We start from the raw sequence: 19,846 nt of genomic DNA on the forward strand, positions 1-19,846 counted from the left end.
ATCACGAGTCGGTTGCGCTCAGTAGGGCACCAGGCGGTTCCAACGTGTCGGCGACAGAGCTATAAGATGTCACACGATGAGCCAATTGTCATTCGCGTAGATGGCTGTCACGCCATTGGCGACAATCCGATTCTTCAGTCATGCTGTGGCATGCGCCGCCTGCAGTGCAGCCGGTACGAGGTTTTCAGCGCCAGGAAACTCCATGGGGTTGATGAAGCCCACCAGCAACAGCACTCTCCGGCCTGGCTGCAGATGTGGCTTCTTGGACTGCTGAAAGAAGCCGGGTTGTGTGGTCATGGTTGTGCCCTTCTTACTTCGGCTCGCTCACGTCACCGGTTTTCGCCAAGCCGCGGATGTTCATGGCTGCAAGGCAGATCTGCAACGCAATCAGAGCAATGGCGTGCGAGTGCAGGCCCCAGGTTACCCACAGAGCATTGCTGGCTAGAAACACCCAAAACCCTGCGTTGCGGCGACTTGCCGCCTTGGACCCTACGAGCCAGGCCGCAAGCACTGATGCGGTAAACGCAGGCCACTGAACCCAGTCAAGCCAATCGCTCATGGTGGATCTTTCTTTCAGGGACAAGGGTCACGCCAGATTGGGAGAGTCTGATTACGCAGCTCGTACAGCAAAACATGAAACGCTAAGCTTTTGCCTGCGCGCGTCCGCGTCCAGTAGCAGCCTGAAGTTCTTCAATGCGCTGGGAGGCTTCCGCCTTGGTCAGCGAATCGTCTGCTGCCTCGCCGGCCTCTTCTGCAAGCGTGTGCAGATACGACCGTTGCGCTCCGGTCATTGCCTCATCGCCTGTGACCCAATTTATGGGGTCCTTTTCCATGTTGCCTTGGTCAGCTAAGGACTGCGTGGATTTGTCGGTCATGCTCTTGCTCCAGTGGGTTGTAGGAGCCTTCAGCATGCGACGCCGCCCTTGAACTGGTTGTAGGAAATAAGCTCGATACTGTTATTTCATACAGCTATCGATGACAGCGACACCTCCATCGCTAGCGGGTAGCTCTCCACGTTTGTCGACATGCACCGACGTCACAAAGGAGCCATCCAGATCGCCATCACATTGCCTTCAAGAGCTGACGTCTTTCGGAGTTTTCCTACATTGCAATCAGCATAGTCGGATCGATCATGGCGCTTCGCATTGCTACAGTGCTTGCGGTTTCCAGGTGACAACAAGAGTAGTTATGAGGGATCAAATGCTGCATGCAGATTTCGCAAAAGCAAGGGTTGCGCAAAAGAAGGTCAAGGTCGCACTGGTGGATGACCATGCGGTCGTGCGCAGAGGCTTGCGCGAATACCTCGAAAGCCATGAAGACATTCACATCGTTGCCGAAGCTGGCACCGGGCGTGAAGCGATGAACCTGGTCCGCGACCACAGCATTGATGTCCTGGTGCTGGACTTGACCATGCCTCAGTTCAGTGGGTTGGATGCACTGGCCAGCTTGAAGGCGCGCTCGCCGGACACGGGCATCCTCATTTTCTCGGGCCTGCCGGTGTCGCTATACGCCATCACGCTCCTGCAGCAGGGGGTAGATGGATACCTCAACAAGGATTGTGATCCCGACGAGGTGGTACGAGCAATACGCGTGATTGGAGATGGTCGGCGCTACCTTACCAACGATGTCGCCGAGTTGCTTGCGCAGGAGGTCTTCAAGCCCCGCCTAGGTTTGCCCCATGAGACGTTGAAGACGCGAGAGCTTCAAATCTTTCTGAAACTCGCTCAAGGGGAGGACGTAGCCTCCATTGGGAAGCTTCTCAACCTCAGCACCAAGACTGTAAGCACCTATCGGACTCGAACCTTTAAGAAACTCGGGCTCGAGAGCAACAGCGAGGCGACCTACTACGCACTCAAGCACGGGCTCATCGATTGACCAGCCTGACCGGTATGGGCTTGGCTTGATAAGCGCGTATACGCACGAGCAAACGCGTGCTTATGTCTGTTACGGCTCAGCTATTTGGCATCTGCTTGCTGAACGCGATCAACGTTGGTCGTGCTTCGCGCGCCTTTGAGATGCATTTCAATATCCGCTGCCTTGTCGCCTACCTTGGCGATTGCGTCCCTGAGTTGCTCTTCAGTGGTGTCAAGCTCACGTGTCCAACGAGCAAGTGAAGCAGCGTCGTCTACATCAATGCGGTCTGGTTGGGAGTTCGATTGCGTCATCGGATATGTCCTATGTAGTCGGTTTGTTCCTTAACATGCTAGGCACATGCTCCGGCGTCTGGTGTAGGCGAACAGCACCTCTGCTGCGAAGGCAGACTCGAAACACGGGCTCCTCGCCGCCCATGGATCCGGCCTATGCGGTGGCTGTGCCGGCCTTGTTCCCAGCGCATGGACAAGGCACTCGTCTTGGCGCAACGTGGGCACTGTAGGGCCACGCGGTACATGGATGTCGCATGGCCGCTTTGCAGTCATAGCATCCGCGTGCCATGCCTCCCACGGCCACTGTCCCAAATTCAGTTCCAGATATACCCATGCAGCTTCGCATCGCGCTTGTCATCGGTATTGTGCTGTTCGCGGGCATCGCACAAAAAGATTCAGTCGCACCCGTACACCTGGTTGCGCCCTGCTTGCAAGTATCAGCGCCTGATCCGCAAAGGCAAGAATCCATCCACCGGCGCCGCGTTGAAGACAACTGCATCAACGGCACCTAAGTTTGTAGCCGGCGCCAAGTTCAAGGCCGCCGTATCCCAAAGCGTCAAAGCGCAACGCCGACAAAACTGCTGCGGCTGTGGCCTAGTGCCTGTACAGCCAACTAACCGTCAAGGCTTGAGTCTTTTGGCGGCCTTCCATGTGCGGTGCCGTTTCAAGTGTCGTGCCAGATTCATACACAATGCGCCCATGAATACTTTCTCGAATGCATTCCGCGCCGAAGTTGTGCGCATGGCCCGCAAGGAACTCAAGCCAGAGATCCAGGGTATGCGAAAGGCACTGACATCCCATCGCTCCGAGATAGCCGCGCTGAAGCGTGACGTGAAGGCGCTGACGTCGCAGCTCAAAGCCGCACAGCGACAAGTCAAGACTCCAGCGAAGGCGGCCGTGGAAGAAGAGGCACCCGCGCGCAAAAGCGGCCGCAAATGGGTTTTCAAACCAGAGGCGTTGGCAGCCAAGCGCGCCGAATTGGGCCTCACGGCCAAGGAAATGGGCAAGTTGCTTCAGGCAGGCCACCTCTCGGTTTACCGATGGGAGACAGGAAAGGCATTTCCTCGCGCAGCGCAACTGCTGCGGATCCACGAGGTTCTCAACCTTGGCAAGCGCAAAGCCTTGGCTTTGCTGGCCGAGGCCCAATAGCTTTTTCGCGCGGCTTCAGTGGCCTCAGACCATCTCGCTGGCCTTCCAGACCTTCGATCCCGAGAAGATGCATCCGGCTTCTCATTGATGAAGTCCGACATCACGCGATGAAGCGGCAAGGCTTGCCCGTTGTGCACATTTTAGTTTTAGGCAGCGGTTGCGGGTTGGGTTTTCACACAGCCTCGGCCAGAAGCGGACGGTCGGTGTACCGTCTTCACAGAGAATCGACACAGAGGCTTTTGAAACCTGCAGAGCTGCCAAATGACGTCTGAGCGTTGAATGTAGGAACGGCTGTTTACTGGGGCGCCGGATAACATCCAGTGCTTTCACATCCACGTCGGAGCGCCATCTGATGAACAAACTTATCCTGACGTTTTCGGTGGCTACCTGCGCGGTGGCCCGCCGTACAGCGGTTGTCTTTGCCACCGGCGCGGTGGCGGCGTGCATGATCTCTCTGGCTCCTTCATCCGCGCTGGCTCAGCAACTTAAGATCGGTTACGTGGACTTCGAGCGTGTGATGCTCCTGTCGCTCCCCGCCAGGGCTATGGAGGACAAGCTGGCTGCCGAAATCCTCCCTCGACAGAGGCAACTTGATGAGTTGGGAGCTCACCTCAAGGCCGTGGCCGACCAACTGGATAAGGAAGGACCCACGCTGTCCGAACACGATATCGGTCGCAGGCGGCGCGAACTGATCGATCAGGAACGCGACCTCATGCGAAAGCTCCGTGAGTTCAATGAAGAGGTAGCTCAGCGCCGCAACGAGCAGAAGTCCGAGCTATGGGAGCTGACACACCGTGCGATCCGCCAGATCTTCAAGCAGGAAAAGTACGACCTGATACTGCAGGATGCCGTTATGGCTGCGCCAACGGTGGACATCACTAACGAGGTGATGAAAGCGCTCGCGACTGCTGCCCCTGCGGCGCAGTGATAGGTGCTCACGACGAACGCCACTTATTTTGGGCGAGCTTCGCAAACTTGACGATTGATGACAGGCTCTTTTATCAGCGGACTGGTGCCGACAGCTCGATGAAAGGCTGCTTGGGGCCCAAAGCTGACTTTGCGTCAGCTAGCCTTGGGGGCCGCTTCCAAACGGCGAAAAGGGGGCCAGATTCAAAGCCGAAGTGCTTTCGCTCCCTGCCAGGGTGATCTCGGTCCATTGCCATGCGTCGCATGCTTCGCAGGGGCTTTCCCGCACCTCATGCGCCGGCAATGAACCCGTCAAGCGCGTGGGCAGGGGCAGGGAGGGCGAGTTTCAAAAAGCGGGCAGCCCCACCAGCGCGATCTCTGCCGCGCCCACCGCGTCAAGGTGCCCTTCCATCGGATACTCCGTTGCGCCGGGGGGCGCCACCGGGGTACGGTAGGCCTGGCCCCCGATCTGCAGAAGTTCGATGCTGCGCAGCGTGTCCACGTCGCCGCTGGCGGTATCGCGCACCAGCACCTCCTGCTGGCCAGTGGCGTTGGTCTGCAGGGTGAAGCGGTACTGCTGGAGTGTGCCGATAAACACGGCCATGTCCGTGCCCTCGCCCCCGTCCAGCATGTCGCTGCCCCCGCCACCGATCAGCACGTCGTTGCCCGTGCCTGCAATCAACGTGTCGTTGCCGCTCTCGGCGCTCCAGCCAGCCTCGGACAGCACAGCGTTCTGGACCAGGCTGAGCTGGGCACCGGAGGCGGTCTGTGTGGTGATGGATGCCATGACCTGGGGCAGGTGCACCAGAAAGTCCAGCGCCTGGGCCCACGTCCCTCCCTGCCCGAGGAAGTCAACGGCAATCTTCAGGTTCTGGGCGGTGGCCTGCGGCCCACCCAGTGTCTGGGTGATCAGTGCCTGGGCCTTGTCGGCGGTGCTGGCATTTGCAGGCAGGGTGCCCTCAAACCAGTTCCATGCACCTTGCAGCAGATCGGACCGACTCCAAGCGGTGCCGGTCAGGGCGTTCATCGCCTCCAGCGTCGGGAGCTGACCGGTGAGCGCCTTGAACAGCAGGCTGGTGGTCTCCAGCTTGCCGTAGTCGTGGCCTAGCAGCGCCAGGCGCGGGTCGATGACCGCAGCGCCCTGCAAATTAACCGACAAGGATGCCTGCGGCAGTTCGCTGAGCAGCGCCTGGCTGGCGACGTAGCCCACGTGCAGTCGGCCATCGCCCGCCAGCGCGAACTGCCAGGTGCCCGCATCGCTGGGGCCGCCGATCAGCACGTCGTTGCCGGTTCCCCCTTCCAGGTGGTCATCGCCTTTGCCGCCGACGATGACATCGTTTCCGGCGTCCCCGTACAGGCGGTCGTTGCCGCCCTGGCTGCCGACCACGTCATCGCCGCCGCCTCCGTGGAGGACATCGTCGTCCGCTCCCAGCACGATCCATTGGCTGGAGCCATCGCCGCTGGCAACGTTCTGGCCCTGGCCACCCACCACGCGCACCGCGCCGACGACGGCAATGAAGTCGATGTTGTCCACCTGCACCAGGGAGCCGGCCGGCAGCGCTCGGGCGTCCAGGATGACGGCCTGCTTGCCGTCTGCGGCCAGGGTGCTGCCGCTGATGACGAGGGGAACCTTGGGGTCGAAGCCTGCGCCCGTCGTGACCTTGATGGTCTGTACGGTCAGGGGCTCGCTGGGGTCCATGCTGGCGTAGAAGACCTGCCCGTTGTTGGTCAGCTCGGTGTTGCCCGCTGCCAGACGTTCGATGCGCAGGCCCAGCTCGGCCAGGGCTGCGGTGCCGGTGACGGCGATGGGCAGTCCCTCGGCCTGCAAGCCCACCCCCACGGGCACGCCCACCTGCACGATGGGGTGGCCATCGGGCCCCTTGACCAGGGGGATATCGGCCAGCGCCGGGTTTGGTGTGGCTACGCTGTCGGGCCGGGAGGACGGCACCACGGGGATGGTGATGACGACGCTGCCGCCATCGCCAGGTGCGCTGGTCACGGGCACCCCATCGACCAGGTTCGACGCGGGCGGCTCGGGGGGCTCTGGCGCGACGGGGGCGACGCTGACCAGCCGCGCGCCCGCCGCGCTGGCCTTGCTGCCATCGTTCACCACGAAGGAAATGGTGCGCACATCCTGCAAGGGGTCGGCGGACGTGTTGCTGTAGGTGACCGCGCGCAGTGCCGCCTGCCACTGCGCCAGCGTGGCGATGGCACCGCCCGACGCGAGGGTGAGCGTGCCCGTGGCGCTGTCGTAGCTGGCGGCAATGTTGCCGAAGGTGGCCGCATTGCTGTTGACGAACTGCAGGCGGTCTTCGGCCGCATGGTGGTTGTTGGTGATGCGCACCGTGGCCGCGGCCAGTGTGGCGTTGTCCAGGTCCGACACCGCCAGCCCGCCATCGATCACCACCCCGCTTTGGCCTTCGGTGTATGCCGTGGTGCCTGCCGACGTGGAAAGCACCGGGGTCTGGTCGACGGCCGTGACGGTGACTGTGCGGGTGGCCAGCGCGCTGGGCGTGACGCCATCGTTGGCCTCGAAGCTGATCGTGCGGGCAGCCGTGCCGGGCGTGACCGCGGTGTTGGTATAGGTCACCCCACGCAGGGCGCTCTGCCATTGGGCCAGGGTTGCCGTGGCGCCAGCGGAAGCCAGTTCCAGCACCCCCGTGCCCGCGTTGTACGTGCCGGTGATGTTGCCAAAGAGGCCTGCGTTGCCGTTCACGAAGGCCAGCACGTCCTGTCCCGCGCTGAAGTTGCCGGCAACCTTCACCGTCGCGGTGGCCAGTGTGGTGTGGTCCACATCGCTCAGCGTCAGGCCGCTGTCGATGGCCACCGGCGTCGACGCCGTGTTGTCGCCAGCGGCAAAGGCGGCGCTGCCGCCGCTGGTGGTGACGATCGGCGCATCGTTGACCGCCGCCACGGTGACGGTGGACGCCAGCGACACCAGGGTGGTGTCCGCGCCTGCGTTCGCGGTGCCGCCGTCATCCTGCACCTGGTGGAGGGTGACCACCCGCGTGCCGGCCGTGGGGTGCTCGCTGCCGTTGCGATACGTGATGCCATTGAGCAGCGTCTGCAGGGCCGATGCGTTGACGTAAGGGCTGCCCTTGGTGAGCGTGACCGTGGCCACGCCACCCGATACGCTCACCGACACCTGCATGCCGTTGGTGGCGGTCGACAAGGTGTTGGCGTGGGTCAGTGCGACGTTGGTGCCATCGATGCGCAGCACCTCGCTGGCCCCATCGCTCACCTGATTCACCGTAAGAACCAGCGACTTGAAGCGCTGGCCGCTTTCCACCGCACTCAGGGCGCTGACGTTGAACAGCGCCACGCCGCTGCCGTTCTCGGTGTAGGTGGGCGAGAGTGCACTGCCGGTGAGCGTGGGCGCGTCGTTCACTGCCTGCACCTGCAACGCGATGTTTGCTCCAGCGCTGGTGGCGTCCACGCCGTCATGCAACGTCACCTGCACCGTGCGGAGGTATGTCAAGGGGTCGTTGGCATCGGTGTTGTTGTATTCGACACTGCGAACCAGCGCCTGGGTCGCTTGCGCAGTGGCGTTGCTGTTCAGGCTGATTTCCAGGGGGCTGTTGAGAGAGCCGCCGCTGAAGGTGCCGATCGCCACGCCGCCATACAGCACCGTATTGCCGGAGACGCCGATCTGGCCCGCACCGGTACCCTGGTTGACTATGGCCAGCGTGTCCTGGGCCCACACGTTGTTGGTGACGATGCTGAAACTCAGCTTGCCGCCGTCGAAATTGGCATTGTCGGTATCGGTCACCACGGCATCGCTGCCAGCGTCCAAAAGCACCGGGCTGCCTTTTTCGGTGAAGGTGACCGCGTCTCCGTTGATGTTGCCGATGACGGGCGCGGCATTGATGGGGCCCGCCATGGACACTGCGATATCGTCGACAGCGATCGAAATGTCCGTCTGGCCATTCGTGCGAACGATGCGGATCTCGTCCAGCGCAGTCCATGGTCTCCCTGTAACGGACACGACACTTCCACCCGAGAGAGGTGACGCTACCTGAAAATCGATTTTTGCCCCAGCTACCTGCACACCGTTGCGGTAGCCCACAAGGGAGTAATCGGTGCCACTGCTAGCGAAATTTTCCACAGTGATGGATTGAAGGGAGAACTCCTCGCCGGTGGTGGACTTGAGCACCGCTGCCGCATTGCCAAAGGTGTTGTCGTACGGACCCGAGAACACCATCGCCTTGTCGTTGTTGTTGTCGGCCAGTGTGGTGGTGCTGGATTGGTTGGTCACCGCCATGAGGCCCTGAGCGTCGTTGTTGCCATCACGGCCCAGAATCGACAGCGTCCAGCCATTGACTTGAAAGCTCTGTCCCTGGGGTACTGTGGTTTGCTGGCCATCGTCCAGGACCACTCCATCGAAGGTTTCGTAGGTCGGTGCGGCGAGCAGCGTGCTGAAGCCAGCCAAGGCGGCAGCGTCTGGCAGCCCGGCGGCCTCGATGGCGCCCGTGCTGCGCTCCAGATTCCAGTTGCCGCCCAGGGCCGCCGCGCCCGTGTTGTCGCCCGAGGCTGCAACATCGGCAGCGGTGATGGCCGCAATGCTGTCCAACAGGGCTTGTCCCTCACTGCCTGCCCCCACCTTGCAGCCATAGAACAGCAGATCGCCCTGCTCCGTCAGCGCCTGGCCAATCACCCGCAGGTCATCGGCGTGCGCGGAAACGGTGGCGGACGTGAGCCATGCGGAGCCTGCCTGCACGGCACCGGGGCCGCCGTGCGAGAAAAGCGAGATCGACTCGAAACCTTGCCGCCCAGCCACGTAGGCTGCCATCTGGGCCAATCCGTCCTGGCTTGCATCGAGCATCACCACCTGCGTGCCTGCCGGCAGGCTTTGGGCGATAGAGCTTGCGTCCTGCACCTGGCTGTCGATGAAGACCAGGTGCGCACCGGGCGGGACTGCGGCCCCCGCATTCCCGGCTGCATCGCCACCGGCGAGCCGCGTGACACCGGCGGTGGACACCAAGGCACTGCCCTGAATTGGTTCAAACTGTGTATTTGCCAATGGAATCGACGACATAAGTCTGCTATCTCAGCGCCTGCGTGGCGCGCAAGTATGAATATTCTCGGCGGGCATTTTGGCCAGTAGCGGCGAGCGTAGCAAGCATTGAATAGTCATGGCTTGAGTGAGCGCCTTTACGCTGACGGGAACATCACGTTGGGAGCTCTAACGATGGCAAGTCTCCATGAGTGCCTTCGCGCTGTAAGCCAGCGACTGTTTCGCGCCTCGACAGGGATCAACACGCTGCACGCTGCGAGAACGGTGGCAACCATCCCTCTGCACTCCCATGGAGCCTGCCAGTCCAGGATGCTAGGGTGGCGTGCGGGCCGAACTTGACTGGGCGTTACCGCACTCTTGTCCGGTTGTTCCAACCCAGGAAGTCCAAGGGTGCAAGACGCCCGCCACCCGGTGTACGGGCCAGGGCACTGGATCCACGGGCTGGGCAGCCATGATCCAAACGGAAGCGGCAGATGGCCCAAATCCGTTGCGCGATCGGTGGCTTGTGCGACGGCCGCCGATCCCGCAACCGACCACCATCGACGGTAGCGGGCGGCCATCCCATCTTGACCGCCAGCTTTCGATAGCCGTGAACTTCCGCTCTGGGCCGAGGCTGTGTGAAAACGTCGATAGACGACTTTTGCAGGGGTGCTTCAACCCTTGCTCGCATCGAGATCGTGCGTTGTAGGCCGATCTGAGCGGTCGACTTCTGAGTCGACTGGCAGGTCAAGGGCGCAACGCGCGTTTTCACACAGCCTCGGCCCAAAGCGGGTGTTGCACCGTGCACAGAAGCAGTCGTTCGACAATTGACCAAACCGGCATGCCAAAGCCCCGTCCGATTGACGGAAAGGTCATGCCTCATCCAGGAAGGCGAAACACAAAGCCTTGGTTTTGGATACGCTGCAGGGCATGGAGCATCTACTGGTAGCAGGCAATCTCGACGAGATTCCTGTCCGGGTCTCTGATGTAAACCGACGTCATCGGGCCTCTTGCCCCTGTTTGTTCGACCGGCCCCACTTCGATTTCAACGCCGTGCGTCGTGAGTTCTTGAACGACCTGCGCAATTGCTCCTTCGCAGATGAGGCACATGTCGCCTGTTCCTGGCGCAGGGATGTCGGCGTGGGGCAGGTACTCCGCGCGAAACGGGTGCAGATTGATCTTCTGGCTTCCGAAGTGCAGGGCGTTGAAAATGCCTTCAAACATGACATGCTCCATTCCGAGAACGCGCTTGTAGAACTCGACTGTCCTGGTAATGTCGCGCACGGTGAGGACCAGATGATCAATGCTCGCAATTCTCATGGGTGGACTCCTTCAGGCGATTGTGACCGACGGACTACTGCGCAGGCCTGATGTTTGAGATAGTCAGAGCGTCACCACATTGAGCTCGTCACCGAGCACCTCCCTGGCCAGGGGTACCAGGTGATCATGGTGAGTCAGGAAGATCACCTGCATCTTCCTCGACAGCTCACCGAGCACCTGAAGCCCGGCCGCGGTGCGCCGGTCATCGAAGTTGATGAACAGGTCATCCGCGATCAGCGGCATGTTGAGACCTTGTTCGATCTGCAGCTCCAGGGCCGCGAGGCGCAGTGCCAGATACAGCTGGTCCCGGGATCCTTCACTCATTCCCGATACTTCAACCTGGGCGCCGTTGGGGCGGATCCCGAAGAGCTTGGGTTTCTCGTCAGCGGAGTCAACGAGCAGGCGCTCGAACGAACCCAGGGTCAGGGTGTTGAAGGTTGCAGAGGCTTTGGCCAGCATCGGGCCTTGCCTCGTTTCTCGGAATTTCTCCATCGACCATTTCAGCAGGCGCGCTGCCGTGTGCAGCTTGAGGTAACGCTCGGCCGCATCCGCCATGGAAGCGACCGCCTCCTGGCGGCGTGCGTCGGCCTTCGCTGCGGCGTCTGTGCCGTCCAGAGCTTCAAAGGCCTTGCGCTGGGTTCCGTGCTGGCTGCTCAACTGGGCGATCTCTTCCACCAGTTGCGCGGACTGTGCGCCCAGTCGCTCGATCTCGGCCATCAGCTCGTCGGGAGCGACGCCTTGCGCCTCTTGGCGGAGTTGGTCCAGGCCAAGTCCATCACCGCCGTGCACCAGGTCGGACTGGGCTGCACTGACTTTGGCTTCAAAGGCTCGGCGCTGTTCGGACTGCTCGGCTGCCGCGGCGAGCGCGTTGATATCGTCAACACCTGCCGTGGCCATCAATGGCGCCAAGCGCGCGTTTTGATTTGCTTGGTGCTGCTGGACCTCGGCGAGCTCGGTCTCGACCTGGGCTTGCCTGGTCCGCAGTTCGCGTTGCGTCTTCTCGGACTGCCTGGTGTTCGTGAGACGCGCGAAGAGTTCCTGGGCGATCACGTCGGCATCCTGCTCGACCAAGTCCAGGGCGACACGCTGAGCAAGGGCCTCTGCGGACGCTTTCAGATCGGCGAGGTCCATCTGCATCGGTTCAATGCGCTCACTGCGAATACTACGGATCTGGGTCAGCAACCGTTCAACCTCCTGGATTGCTTCGAACTCCGCTTCGATCTGGCCAGCAGTCGCCGCACTCTCGTAGCCTGCGGCTTTCACGGCCGCCTGCCAGGCGGTCTCCCACTCACTCCACGCTGACTGCGCTTGCTGGACCAGGTTTTGCAGTCTGGGAACGCTGTTCTGGGCGTCGGCCACCTGCTGCTCCAGCGCGCTGCGTTGGCCTTGCGCCTGGTCGACGGCGGCCAGCAGCTTGCGTGCTCGCTGCAGGCCGTCGTGGAGGGTGGGCATCTCGGTCTCTTCCGCGGCACTGCCCAGCATCGACCAGAGGGCAGTTGCGAGTTCGACACCGGCGGTCACCACATCCTTGTGCTGCTGGTCGAGTTGGCCCAGCTCGGCACTGATTTCCAGAATCGTCCTGCGTTGGCGCAGCCACGCCGGCGCCATCTCCAGCGGCAGTTGCGGCAGTCCACTCGCCTCCGCCAGGGTTTGCCATTGGCGCGTTCGGGCCTCGATCCGGTCATTTGCCGCCTGCAGCCGCGCCTGCTGCCCTTGCAGCTCCAAGCGCACATGCTCGATGCGTTCGGCCCTGGACCGGTGGGTCGCTTCATGCTGGACACGATCAAGCCGGGTGTCAGCGAGCCCATCGGCCTTGTTCACCCATTGCTCATAGGCATGGGCCTTGGCGGTGAGCTCGCTTGGCGCGGCCTTGATCGCCCGCCATTCCTGGTCTCGTGACTGGCGGGCCTCGTCTACCTGTTCTCGGGTCACCGGTTGGAAGTCCTGGACGAACTGTTGCAGCTCCAACTCCAGCCGTTGCAACTCCTCTGCTTTCGTCGCTGCCGCGTCTTGCAGCGCCTGGGCCTCTGCGACTCCAGTGCGGCTCTCATCCAGCAGGCCCTGCACAACTGTGTCCTCGGGCACGAGCATGCCTGCGAGAGCGTCCGGCTCTGCTCGCCACTTGCCAAGGCCGACCAGAGCAGTCGCAAGGGATGCTCTCTGTGCATCCGCCTTTTGACCCAGTTGGGAGACTGCTCCGGCGTGGTCGCCAAGCTTCAGCGCCTTCTCGACGGTGCCCGCCAGCCCTGGATGTACCTCGCGCGCAACCAGCCGCTCCAGCGCTTGCTGCGCCTGCTCCATCTGCTGCTCGCGATCGGTCAGCGCGGATTGGGCGCTGCGCAGTTGCTGGTTCAATGTGCCTCGCTCTTTGAGCAGGCTCACCAGGCGGCTGCGCGTGGTCGAGGCTGGCAGGCGCTTGCGCACAGCGTCTTCGGTATCGGTCGCCCAACCCAAACCGCCAGCGAGCTCTATCACCCGAGTCCAGTGGGTCTGGATCTCTTCGGCGCGCTTGACGATGTCCGTTCTGTGGCTGCGGTACTGCAGCCTGCGTTCGTTGAGGTCGGTGATATCCGCGTCGAGAGTCAGCAGGGTCTGGTCGACGAGGATGCCCTCCAGCTGCGTGCGCAGCGCGGAGCATTCCTGCTCGAGACGCTGGCTGTCTGACTGCGCCAGGGCCATGGCCTGGGCCGCATCCCGAATGATGATGGTTGCGTTCTCGGGCAGCAGCGCAACTGCATCGGTGAGGCCGAGTGTTTCCTTCTGGGTCTGGGCGGCATCCAGCGCCTGCAGCATGGGCCGTACGCGGCGAATGCGTTCCAGTTGGTTCAACTGCTGGCGGGTGTCCCGGTCGCGCTGACGTGTGTCGGCAAGGGCCTGCTCCGTTGCGAGCAAGGCGTCGTGCTGGGTTTTCCAATCTTTGGTTTTGAGAACGGCCTGCTTCAGCTCTGCGCTCGCAGCTTCATGGCTCTGGAGTGCTTGGTAGTAGATCCGAGAACCGGCTTTCTTCGGGCCCCACAAAGCATCCGCTTCCGCTTCTAACTTCTGCAGGACGTTGGCGAGGCCTTCAATGCCAGCGGCCGACTGAAACAGCAGCCGCCCGACGTCATCCGATGCCGACAGGATGCCAGCACCGCCTTCGACGAGGGTGGAGTGGTCCAGCGCATACATGCGCTGGAAGGCGTTGAGCTGCATCCCTCCCAGCCAGGGCTGCAGCACCGCATCCGCCAGCGCCACGTCGTCGGGCGAGCGCACGGTATTCTTGTTGCCCTTGGTGCGGTCGTAGGCCAGTTGCTGGCCCTCTGCGGTGCCCGAAGCCAGTCGCTCCAGCACGCCGCCGATACGCAACTCCGACATCGGGTGGAGGAACCCTAACGACGTTCGGACGGGAATACCAAACAGCCAGTCTCCGATGGCCGAGCGGACAGTGGACTTGCCGGCTTCGTTGGGCCCTACGATGAGGTGAATGTCCCTGGGCTGCTGGGGCAGCGACACGTGGCGGTCGGTGAATTTGCCGTACCGGATCAGCTTGAGTTCGCGGATGCGCATGGAGGTGTCGAGCTGGATAGGTGGGTCAGGCAGCGGCGCTGGCGCCAGCTACCCGTGCCATGAGTACGGGGGTGGACTGGCGGACCCGCTCGGCAATGAGCGATGACTCCGCCTGGCGAAGCTCTGCGAGTTCGAGGGATGCCTGCAGCACGTCGTGCGGAAGCTTCTCCAGCATGGCCTGCCAGTCGGCTTGGAGCGACTGCAGGAACTCCGGGTCGGCATGGGCTGAGGCTGCCAACTCCTGCAGTGCGTTGAGCGCGTCCTGGGCTTCGCCCTCCAGGCCGGCGGCCTGTGTCGCTGGCGCCGTAGTGTCGACGCGCACTTTTTCGATCCAGATGCGGTCAGGGTCCAGCGCCACGGCCTGGGCGATCATCTCCTGGCGCAGCTGTCCCTCGTCGCTGGCCAGGGCCGCGTGGGCCCCGGATTGGCCCGTGAAGCTCACGCGGACCGCCAAGGGCAGGCCAGCAGGCGAGCTGGTGAGCAGGTCGTCCAACGCCTGGCCCGCCAGCCGGACGGCGCTGCGCAGGTTTTCGCAGGCACTGACATCCACGATCAGGGCATGCCAGCGCAGCACGTCGACTTCGATCCGCTCGATCTCGGTGATCTCGCCTCCTTCGGCGCTGACCAGAAGTGCTCCGCGCGGGCCAGCCTCCTTGATATGACGACCCTGCAGGTTTCCTGGGTAGGCAATGGTGGTGTCGCCGCGCTCGATCCGCTGCTCATGCACATGGCCCAGGGCCCAGTACTGGTAGCCCTTGGCCTGGAGCTCGGCCACGGAGCATGGGGCGTACTTGGGATGCTCGGTGAGGCCCTCGAGCGCGGTGTGCAATACGCCAATGTTGAGCCATCCGGCAACGGGCATGGGGTAGCCGGGGAGCAGATTCTCCGTGGTGGCGGCCACCTTGAAGCTGCGCCCATGCAGGGCAACCTTGAGCGCCTCGATGCGAAAGGTCTCTGCCTTGCGCGATCCGAAAGCGTGGACGTTGTCTGGGAGCTCCAGGCCCTTGGTCATCTCGCTGTCGGCATCGTGGTTGCCGTAGAGCAGGTACACGGGGATGCCGGCCTGGCGCAGGCGGCCCATCTGGCGTACGAAGAAGAGGCCGGTGTTGAAGTCCTTCCAGTCGCCGTCGTAGACGTCGCCGGCGATGACCATGAAGTCCACTTTCTCGTCGATGGCCACTGCGACCAGACGCTCGAAGGCATCGCGGGTTGCGGTACGCAGGCGCTTGGCGGGGGCATCGGGATAGGACGACAGGCCGCGCAGGGGGCTGTCCAGGTGCAGGTCTGCGGTGTGGATGAATTTCACGAGCGAGTCTCTTGTTGATTGCCCACGGCCGGACTGAGCGACTGCCTCACTTGCGCGGGACGATCTGGATGGTGCCGACGCCCGAATCAGGCGGTGGAGCGATCCAGTGGACCCAGACGCCGCGCAGCCACGCACCTAGGTAGATCACGCTCACGAGGAAGATGCCCCACTGGTCGGCCTTCCAAGCGGCATAGAACCAGGCAGGCTGGCCAAGCATGCCGAAGATGCAGGCCCAGCGCCGCAGCTTCTCGCTACGGGCCTGGGACAGCCAGGCTGCGAGGGCGCCGAACAAGGCGATGGCGATCTGGTCGAGTTCCATGCAGTGATTGTGCATGACTGGATGGAATTACAGCACTGAAATTCTGAGCAATACATGCCAATCCACCGCTTGTCAAAAGGGACATGCATGGCAATGTACTCATTGCGCAATTTGGCTGGCACAGCACAATCTCAGACGGTATGAAAGCATCACGTTTAGCGTTGCAAACCCTGAATGCCGCTGCATTCTGCATAGGCCAACAGAATTGAAGGCCAGCCGTCGGGAGGAGTCATTTTGGACAAGAATTCGAGTGCAAAGTCATTGCATCTTCATTCCGTCGAGTCATTGCTCTTCGAGTTGATAGGTGGCGGTTCCGTTAGCGTGGGTTCGGATGGCGAGGTTTTCTCGCTACCTGATGCCTCCAGCCGAGCGATCATGAATTGGTATGCAAAGAACCGGCTGAAGTGGGCAAGCAACGTTCAGCAGCTCGACATCGAAGCAATCGTGGCAAGCCCAAGCCTTGCTCTACCAGAGCCCGTTGCGGTGACCGTGCCTGCAGCAGGTCCCAAATCCTCATACACACTCACCCGTCTGCAGGCACATCGCTTTGCAGGGATTCATGTTTATGGGACAAAAAAGGAAGCGCCAAAAGACTTTGACTTTGAGATTTCGCCAAGCATCACAATCCTTGAGGGGTTTAATGGAGCAGGCAAGACGTCCCTTCTGAATGCAGTTGTGTGGTGCCTAACTGGCATGCTGCTCCGCCCGCAGCGTGCCCCAGAAAGAAGTGACCAAGAGTTCAGCTTCGAGTTGCTCCATGAAGGGGACAACGAGGTCTCAAACTACAAGTCGTCTCCAGTGACGCCGCTTCCGCCAGCCTCGATGGAAAAACTAGAGCAATCATCAATCCCAATTGACACTTGGGTGGAGCTCACGCTTCGAGAGACTGGCACTGGCAAGTTGCACCAAGTACGGCGCACACAGACCAGGACACCAAGGGGGAAAATTGAGGAGACTCCTCCCAACTTCGCCTCCTTGGGGCTTGATAGCCACGCATTGAGAATCGGCACGGTAATCCCCGCCTTGCTTCCGTTTTCACAACTTGGCTCTCAATCTGAACTTGGCAAAGCAGTAGCGCAATTGACTGGACTCGCACCCTTCACCGACTTGGCCAAACACGTGAAGAAAGTGCGTGAGCGCATTGGCGGTGAGGAGACCAAGGCTCGCAGAAAGGATATTGAAAAAGTTGACGCGCAATTTTCTCGTAGTCTTGAAGACTTGAACGACATCGCTGCAAAGCATCCCGAGTTGGAGATCGCCGCTGAGTTGCCCTCTCCAACCGTAGGTTCAGCGACAGAAGCAGCCTTGAAGGAAGTTGAGGAGAGACTCCAACTCAAGAAAGCATCTGCACTTTCGGCGGCGCAAAGCATACTTGGCGCTGATTTCAATCCCGAAGCGCAAGGCCAAGCTCTGGAGCATGATGTCATTGAGGCTCGTATTTCCATAGAGGCGCTCAAGACTTCAGAGTCTGCGCGCCGCCTCTCCTCTCTACGAAAGCTCACAACAGAAGAAAAGTCCGACGCGCGAAGCCTCATCGCCGAAGCCCTGTCCCAAGCACAAGTACTTCTGGAGCTTTCTCAATCATCGGATAAAGCTGCACGCCATCGAATCTATGCTGCTATCGCGCAATGGTACTCAGATCACGGAATGACAGATCCGGACCTCGCGACCTGCATAGTGTGCGGAGGAGATCTAGTTGACGCTATCGACCCTGTGACTGGCCTGTCGGTCCAATCTCACCTCAGCGAAGCGCTGGAAAAGGACTTCAATTTTGTTTCTCAAACGCTAGAAAGATGGTCCAACTCAACGGTTGCCCATTTCTCATCGGCACTGGGTGAAACATTGGCCGCGGAGCTCAAGCGCGATTTGAGCGACAAGCCGTTCCAGTTGATTCGCCAGGCACTCGTCGACGAAACACTGAGCAGTGAGGCCTTCCAAGGTCCGTTATTTCCTTTAGTGCAAATTGCCACAGCTGCATGCGATGCCAGGCGAGACATTGTCCCCGGCCTGGAACTCACTACGGTAGAAAACCTGTCTCAAAAACTTCCTGAGATGCCCACGCTGCAGCGCTCCATCATTCGACTAGACACAGCGCTTCGCACATCTGATTGGGCACAAACCAATGGGACGTTGATCCACAACTTTACTAGGGAGGTCGTTGGGCTAGTGTCCCAAGAATCTCCCTTAGTCCCGACTTCACTCCGGGGTCGCCTGAGGGACTTGGAGAAGCTCATCGAGAGCGTCGAGCCTCTAAATACGGCTCTTCGCGCCTGCGGAAGATTGAAGGCAGACCTAGAAGAACGGCGTGCCCTGGAAGCGCGGTTGGAGGCATACAGCGTCGCAGATGCATCGCTCGCAGAGTGTTTCAAGCTGGGAGCTCTTGCTGAGAAGCAGGTTGATAGCCTTCAGAACGAGCTCCACTCCGTGACCGAAATTTGGCGAAAAACCATCTACCAAGCTGGCTATCCCAATGCCAACCACGATCTAAAAGCAACCAGCATGAAGCCTGATGGTCAGCTGGAGTTTCGCATCGGCAGCGATGGGGCATCTGCACCAGCTCAGCATGTGGCCAATGCCTCTGCACTCCGTGCAACCCTAATCGCTTTCTACTTCGCCTACTGGGACTACATGCGCAAAGAGCGAGGCGGTCTGAACCTCGTCGTGCTCGATGACCCACAGGAATTGCTTGACGGTGACAACAAGGAAAGACTCGCTGGTGGGTTGGTAAAGCTGGTAGCCCATGGAGCTCAACCTTTCCTCACAACTCACGATAAAAAGTTCGCGGGCCATGTCGTCCGGGAATGTCAGGCAGCACAAGTACTGGTCGAGCACCGTGATGTCCATCCTGCTACTTGGCAGCGGCCAACTTTAGCTACGGCGCCAAGTGTGCTGGAGGTCGCTCAAGCCAAGAAAAACGCGGTCGACTCCCATTGGACAGTCCCGGCGTTTGCGCAGGACTATGCAGCAAAATGCCGCGAGTTCATCGAAGCACGATTGGGTGACTTTTTTGACGATATCGGAAAGCCAGCCTCAGCCTCACACAATCTCAAGCCTACCCTAGGTGATTTTGCCAACGACCTGAAGAGCGCCGTCAAAGCCGGTTCGATCGACCTCTTCAAATCAAAGCATGTGGTAGCACTTTCGAAGGATCCAGCGCTGGACCCGAAGTCCACCACCTGGTCGCTACTTAACAATTCTCACCATCACCTTAAAACATCCATAACGCCCACTCAAGTCTCGACGGAGCTACAAAACCTGGACCGGCTTTGCGATCTGGTCGAGTCGGCACATCAAGACTTTAGGACCTTCTGCAGGCGCGAGCCTCATAAGCATCCGACTCCAAATCTTGAACCACTCTATCTGGAGCAGATTCCAAAGTTCAATCTTCCTATTCAACCGAGCTTGAAGGCGTTCGTGCTCGGGAGCGCTTACGGAGGCTCCCAGGAGACCGAACTGGAGACGCTGTCATCGGATTGGTTTGAGGACAAAGCGGCTTTTTTCCTCCGGACAATGAACTTTGGCTTCGCTTCTACTGTGCAGAGCGTGGCCATAGTTGAGGCCACTGCAAGCGAAGTCTCGGATCGAAGCCTTGTAATCGCCAGGCGCGAGAACGTGATTTTTGCAAGGCGTCTTCATCGGTCTAAGCACAGCAGCTATATCGGGCTTGCGACCGAAACACCTGATCCTCGATCTGGGCGTAACACGGTCACCGTCAATGCATCTGAGGTAGCTCTTCATCAGGTGAAGGGCATGCTTTTCCACGTGGATGTCAAACCTACACAGCAAGGGAACGGAGAAGCCGAGCAAGTCGACCTGGGGACACTCCTCAAGAGAGTCAAAAGTGCTTACCAAGTGAAAAAGGAAAGTGCGGTGCCACTCGCCTTGGAGGGGCAGACTGCGCTCGGTGGTGAGACCCTGGGTCTGTCAACCTTCGACCAATGGCTGGATCACTATGTGGCGTTGAAGGTTTCAGATGAGACGATGCTTTTCAAGCGAGTCGGGAAAGCACTTCCAGGCGATCTAGGACATCTCAGGCAATTCGAAACTATCGGTGGACTGGGCGTTTCCGATGTGTTTTCGGTTGGCAAACCCCATCCAGGATTCGCACAAGTCGAGTCGGCAGTTCTGATTCTTGGAGTCCTCTATACCAACGGCTCGTAGCC

14 protein-coding genes are annotated in these 19,846 nt (G+C 60.5%); 5 read left to right on the top strand and 9 right to left on the bottom strand.

What is annotated here, in order from left to right; translation table 11 throughout:
* Positions 1-138: 138 nt before the first annotated feature.
* The 3 genes from ACSQ9E_RS22190 to ACSQ9E_RS22200 all read right to left on the bottom strand — a co-directional run bounded on the left by ACSQ9E_RS22190 (position 139) and on the right by ACSQ9E_RS22200 (position 875).
* Positions 139-297 carry a hypothetical protein gene (locus ACSQ9E_RS22190; RefSeq protein WP_157412433.1) on the bottom strand — a complete coding sequence of 53 codons (159 nt, stop codon included), beginning with the start codon at positions 295-297 and terminating at the stop codon, positions 139-141.
* A gap of 13 nt (positions 298-310) precedes the next feature.
* Entirely contained in the window at positions 311-559 is a 249-nt protein-coding gene (locus ACSQ9E_RS22195; protein WP_057201364.1) for a hypothetical protein, read from the bottom strand.
* A gap of 82 nt (positions 560-641) precedes the next feature.
* Positions 642-875: a DUF3072 domain-containing protein gene (locus ACSQ9E_RS22200; RefSeq protein ID WP_082604097.1), complete on the bottom strand. Its 234-nt coding sequence runs from the start codon at positions 873-875 to the stop codon at positions 642-644.
* A 325-nt stretch (positions 876-1,200) separates the two neighbouring features.
* Between ACSQ9E_RS22200 and ACSQ9E_RS22205 the strand changes: the two genes are divergently transcribed.
* Complete coding sequence (locus ACSQ9E_RS22205; RefSeq protein WP_057201391.1) at positions 1,201-1,875, top strand: response regulator; 675 nt, start codon at positions 1,201-1,203, stop codon at positions 1,873-1,875.
* Positions 1,876-1,955: 80 nt separating this feature from the next.
* Here the strand turns inward: ACSQ9E_RS22205 and ACSQ9E_RS22210 are convergent, their stop codons facing one another.
* Positions 1,956-2,165, bottom strand: coding sequence for a DUF3606 domain-containing protein (locus tag ACSQ9E_RS22210; protein ID WP_082604098.1), 210 nt, complete (start codon positions 2,163-2,165; stop codon positions 1,956-1,958).
* A gap of 311 nt (positions 2,166-2,476) precedes the next feature.
* On the opposite strand from ACSQ9E_RS22210, the gene ACSQ9E_RS22215 reads away from it, so the two are divergent.
* From ACSQ9E_RS22215 to ACSQ9E_RS22225, 3 genes are all read left to right on the top strand, one after another.
* Entirely contained in the window at positions 2,477-2,656 is a 180-nt protein-coding gene (locus ACSQ9E_RS22215) for a hypothetical protein (RefSeq protein WP_436219197.1), read from the top strand.
* A 187-nt stretch (positions 2,657-2,843) separates the two neighbouring features.
* Complete coding sequence (locus ACSQ9E_RS22220; RefSeq protein ID WP_057201365.1) at positions 2,844-3,293, top strand: transcriptional regulator; 450 nt, start codon at positions 2,844-2,846, stop codon at positions 3,291-3,293.
* 352 nt (positions 3,294-3,645) lie between these two features.
* Complete coding sequence (locus ACSQ9E_RS22225) at positions 3,646-4,221, top strand: OmpH family outer membrane protein (protein WP_235514373.1); 576 nt, start codon at positions 3,646-3,648, stop codon at positions 4,219-4,221.
* 324 nt (positions 4,222-4,545) lie between these two features.
* Here ACSQ9E_RS22225 and ACSQ9E_RS22230 read toward each other — a convergent pair whose 3' ends face one another.
* From ACSQ9E_RS22230 to ACSQ9E_RS22250, 5 genes are all read right to left on the bottom strand, one after another.
* Complete coding sequence (locus tag ACSQ9E_RS22230; protein ID WP_304439133.1) at positions 4,546-9,177, bottom strand: DUF4347 domain-containing protein; 4,632 nt, start codon at positions 9,175-9,177, stop codon at positions 4,546-4,548.
* Between the two features lie 954 nt (positions 9,178-10,131).
* Positions 10,132-10,512: a VOC family protein gene (locus tag ACSQ9E_RS22235; RefSeq protein WP_057201367.1), complete on the bottom strand. Its 381-nt coding sequence runs from the start codon at positions 10,510-10,512 to the stop codon at positions 10,132-10,134.
* A gap of 63 nt (positions 10,513-10,575) precedes the next feature.
* On the bottom strand, positions 10,576-14,058 hold the full coding sequence (locus ACSQ9E_RS22240) for a YhaN family protein (protein WP_057201368.1): 3,483 nt from the start codon (positions 14,056-14,058) through the stop codon (positions 10,576-10,578).
* Between the two features lie 25 nt (positions 14,059-14,083).
* Positions 14,084-15,364, bottom strand: a complete 1,281-nt coding sequence (locus tag ACSQ9E_RS22245) for a metallophosphoesterase family protein (RefSeq protein ID WP_436219198.1) — start codon at positions 15,362-15,364, stop codon at positions 14,084-14,086.
* Between the two features lie 46 nt (positions 15,365-15,410).
* A complete protein-coding gene (locus tag ACSQ9E_RS22250; RefSeq protein WP_057201370.1) occupies positions 15,411-15,683 on the bottom strand; it encodes a hypothetical protein in 273 nt (90 codons plus the stop codon).
* 234 nt (positions 15,684-15,917) lie between these two features.
* Here ACSQ9E_RS22250 and ACSQ9E_RS22255 point away from each other — a divergent pair, with 234 nt between their 5' ends.
* The gene (locus ACSQ9E_RS22255) at positions 15,918-19,844 is read left to right on the top strand and encodes an AAA family ATPase (protein WP_436219199.1); all 3,927 of its coding nucleotides are present in this window, start codon (positions 15,918-15,920) and stop codon (positions 19,842-19,844) included.
* The last annotated feature ends 2 nt before the right edge of the window (positions 19,845-19,846 follow it).

The sequence above is a fragment of the Acidovorax sp. LjRoot118 genome (assembly GCF_964253575.1).
Classification (GTDB): Bacteria; Pseudomonadota; Gammaproteobacteria; order Burkholderiales; family Burkholderiaceae_C; genus Acidovorax.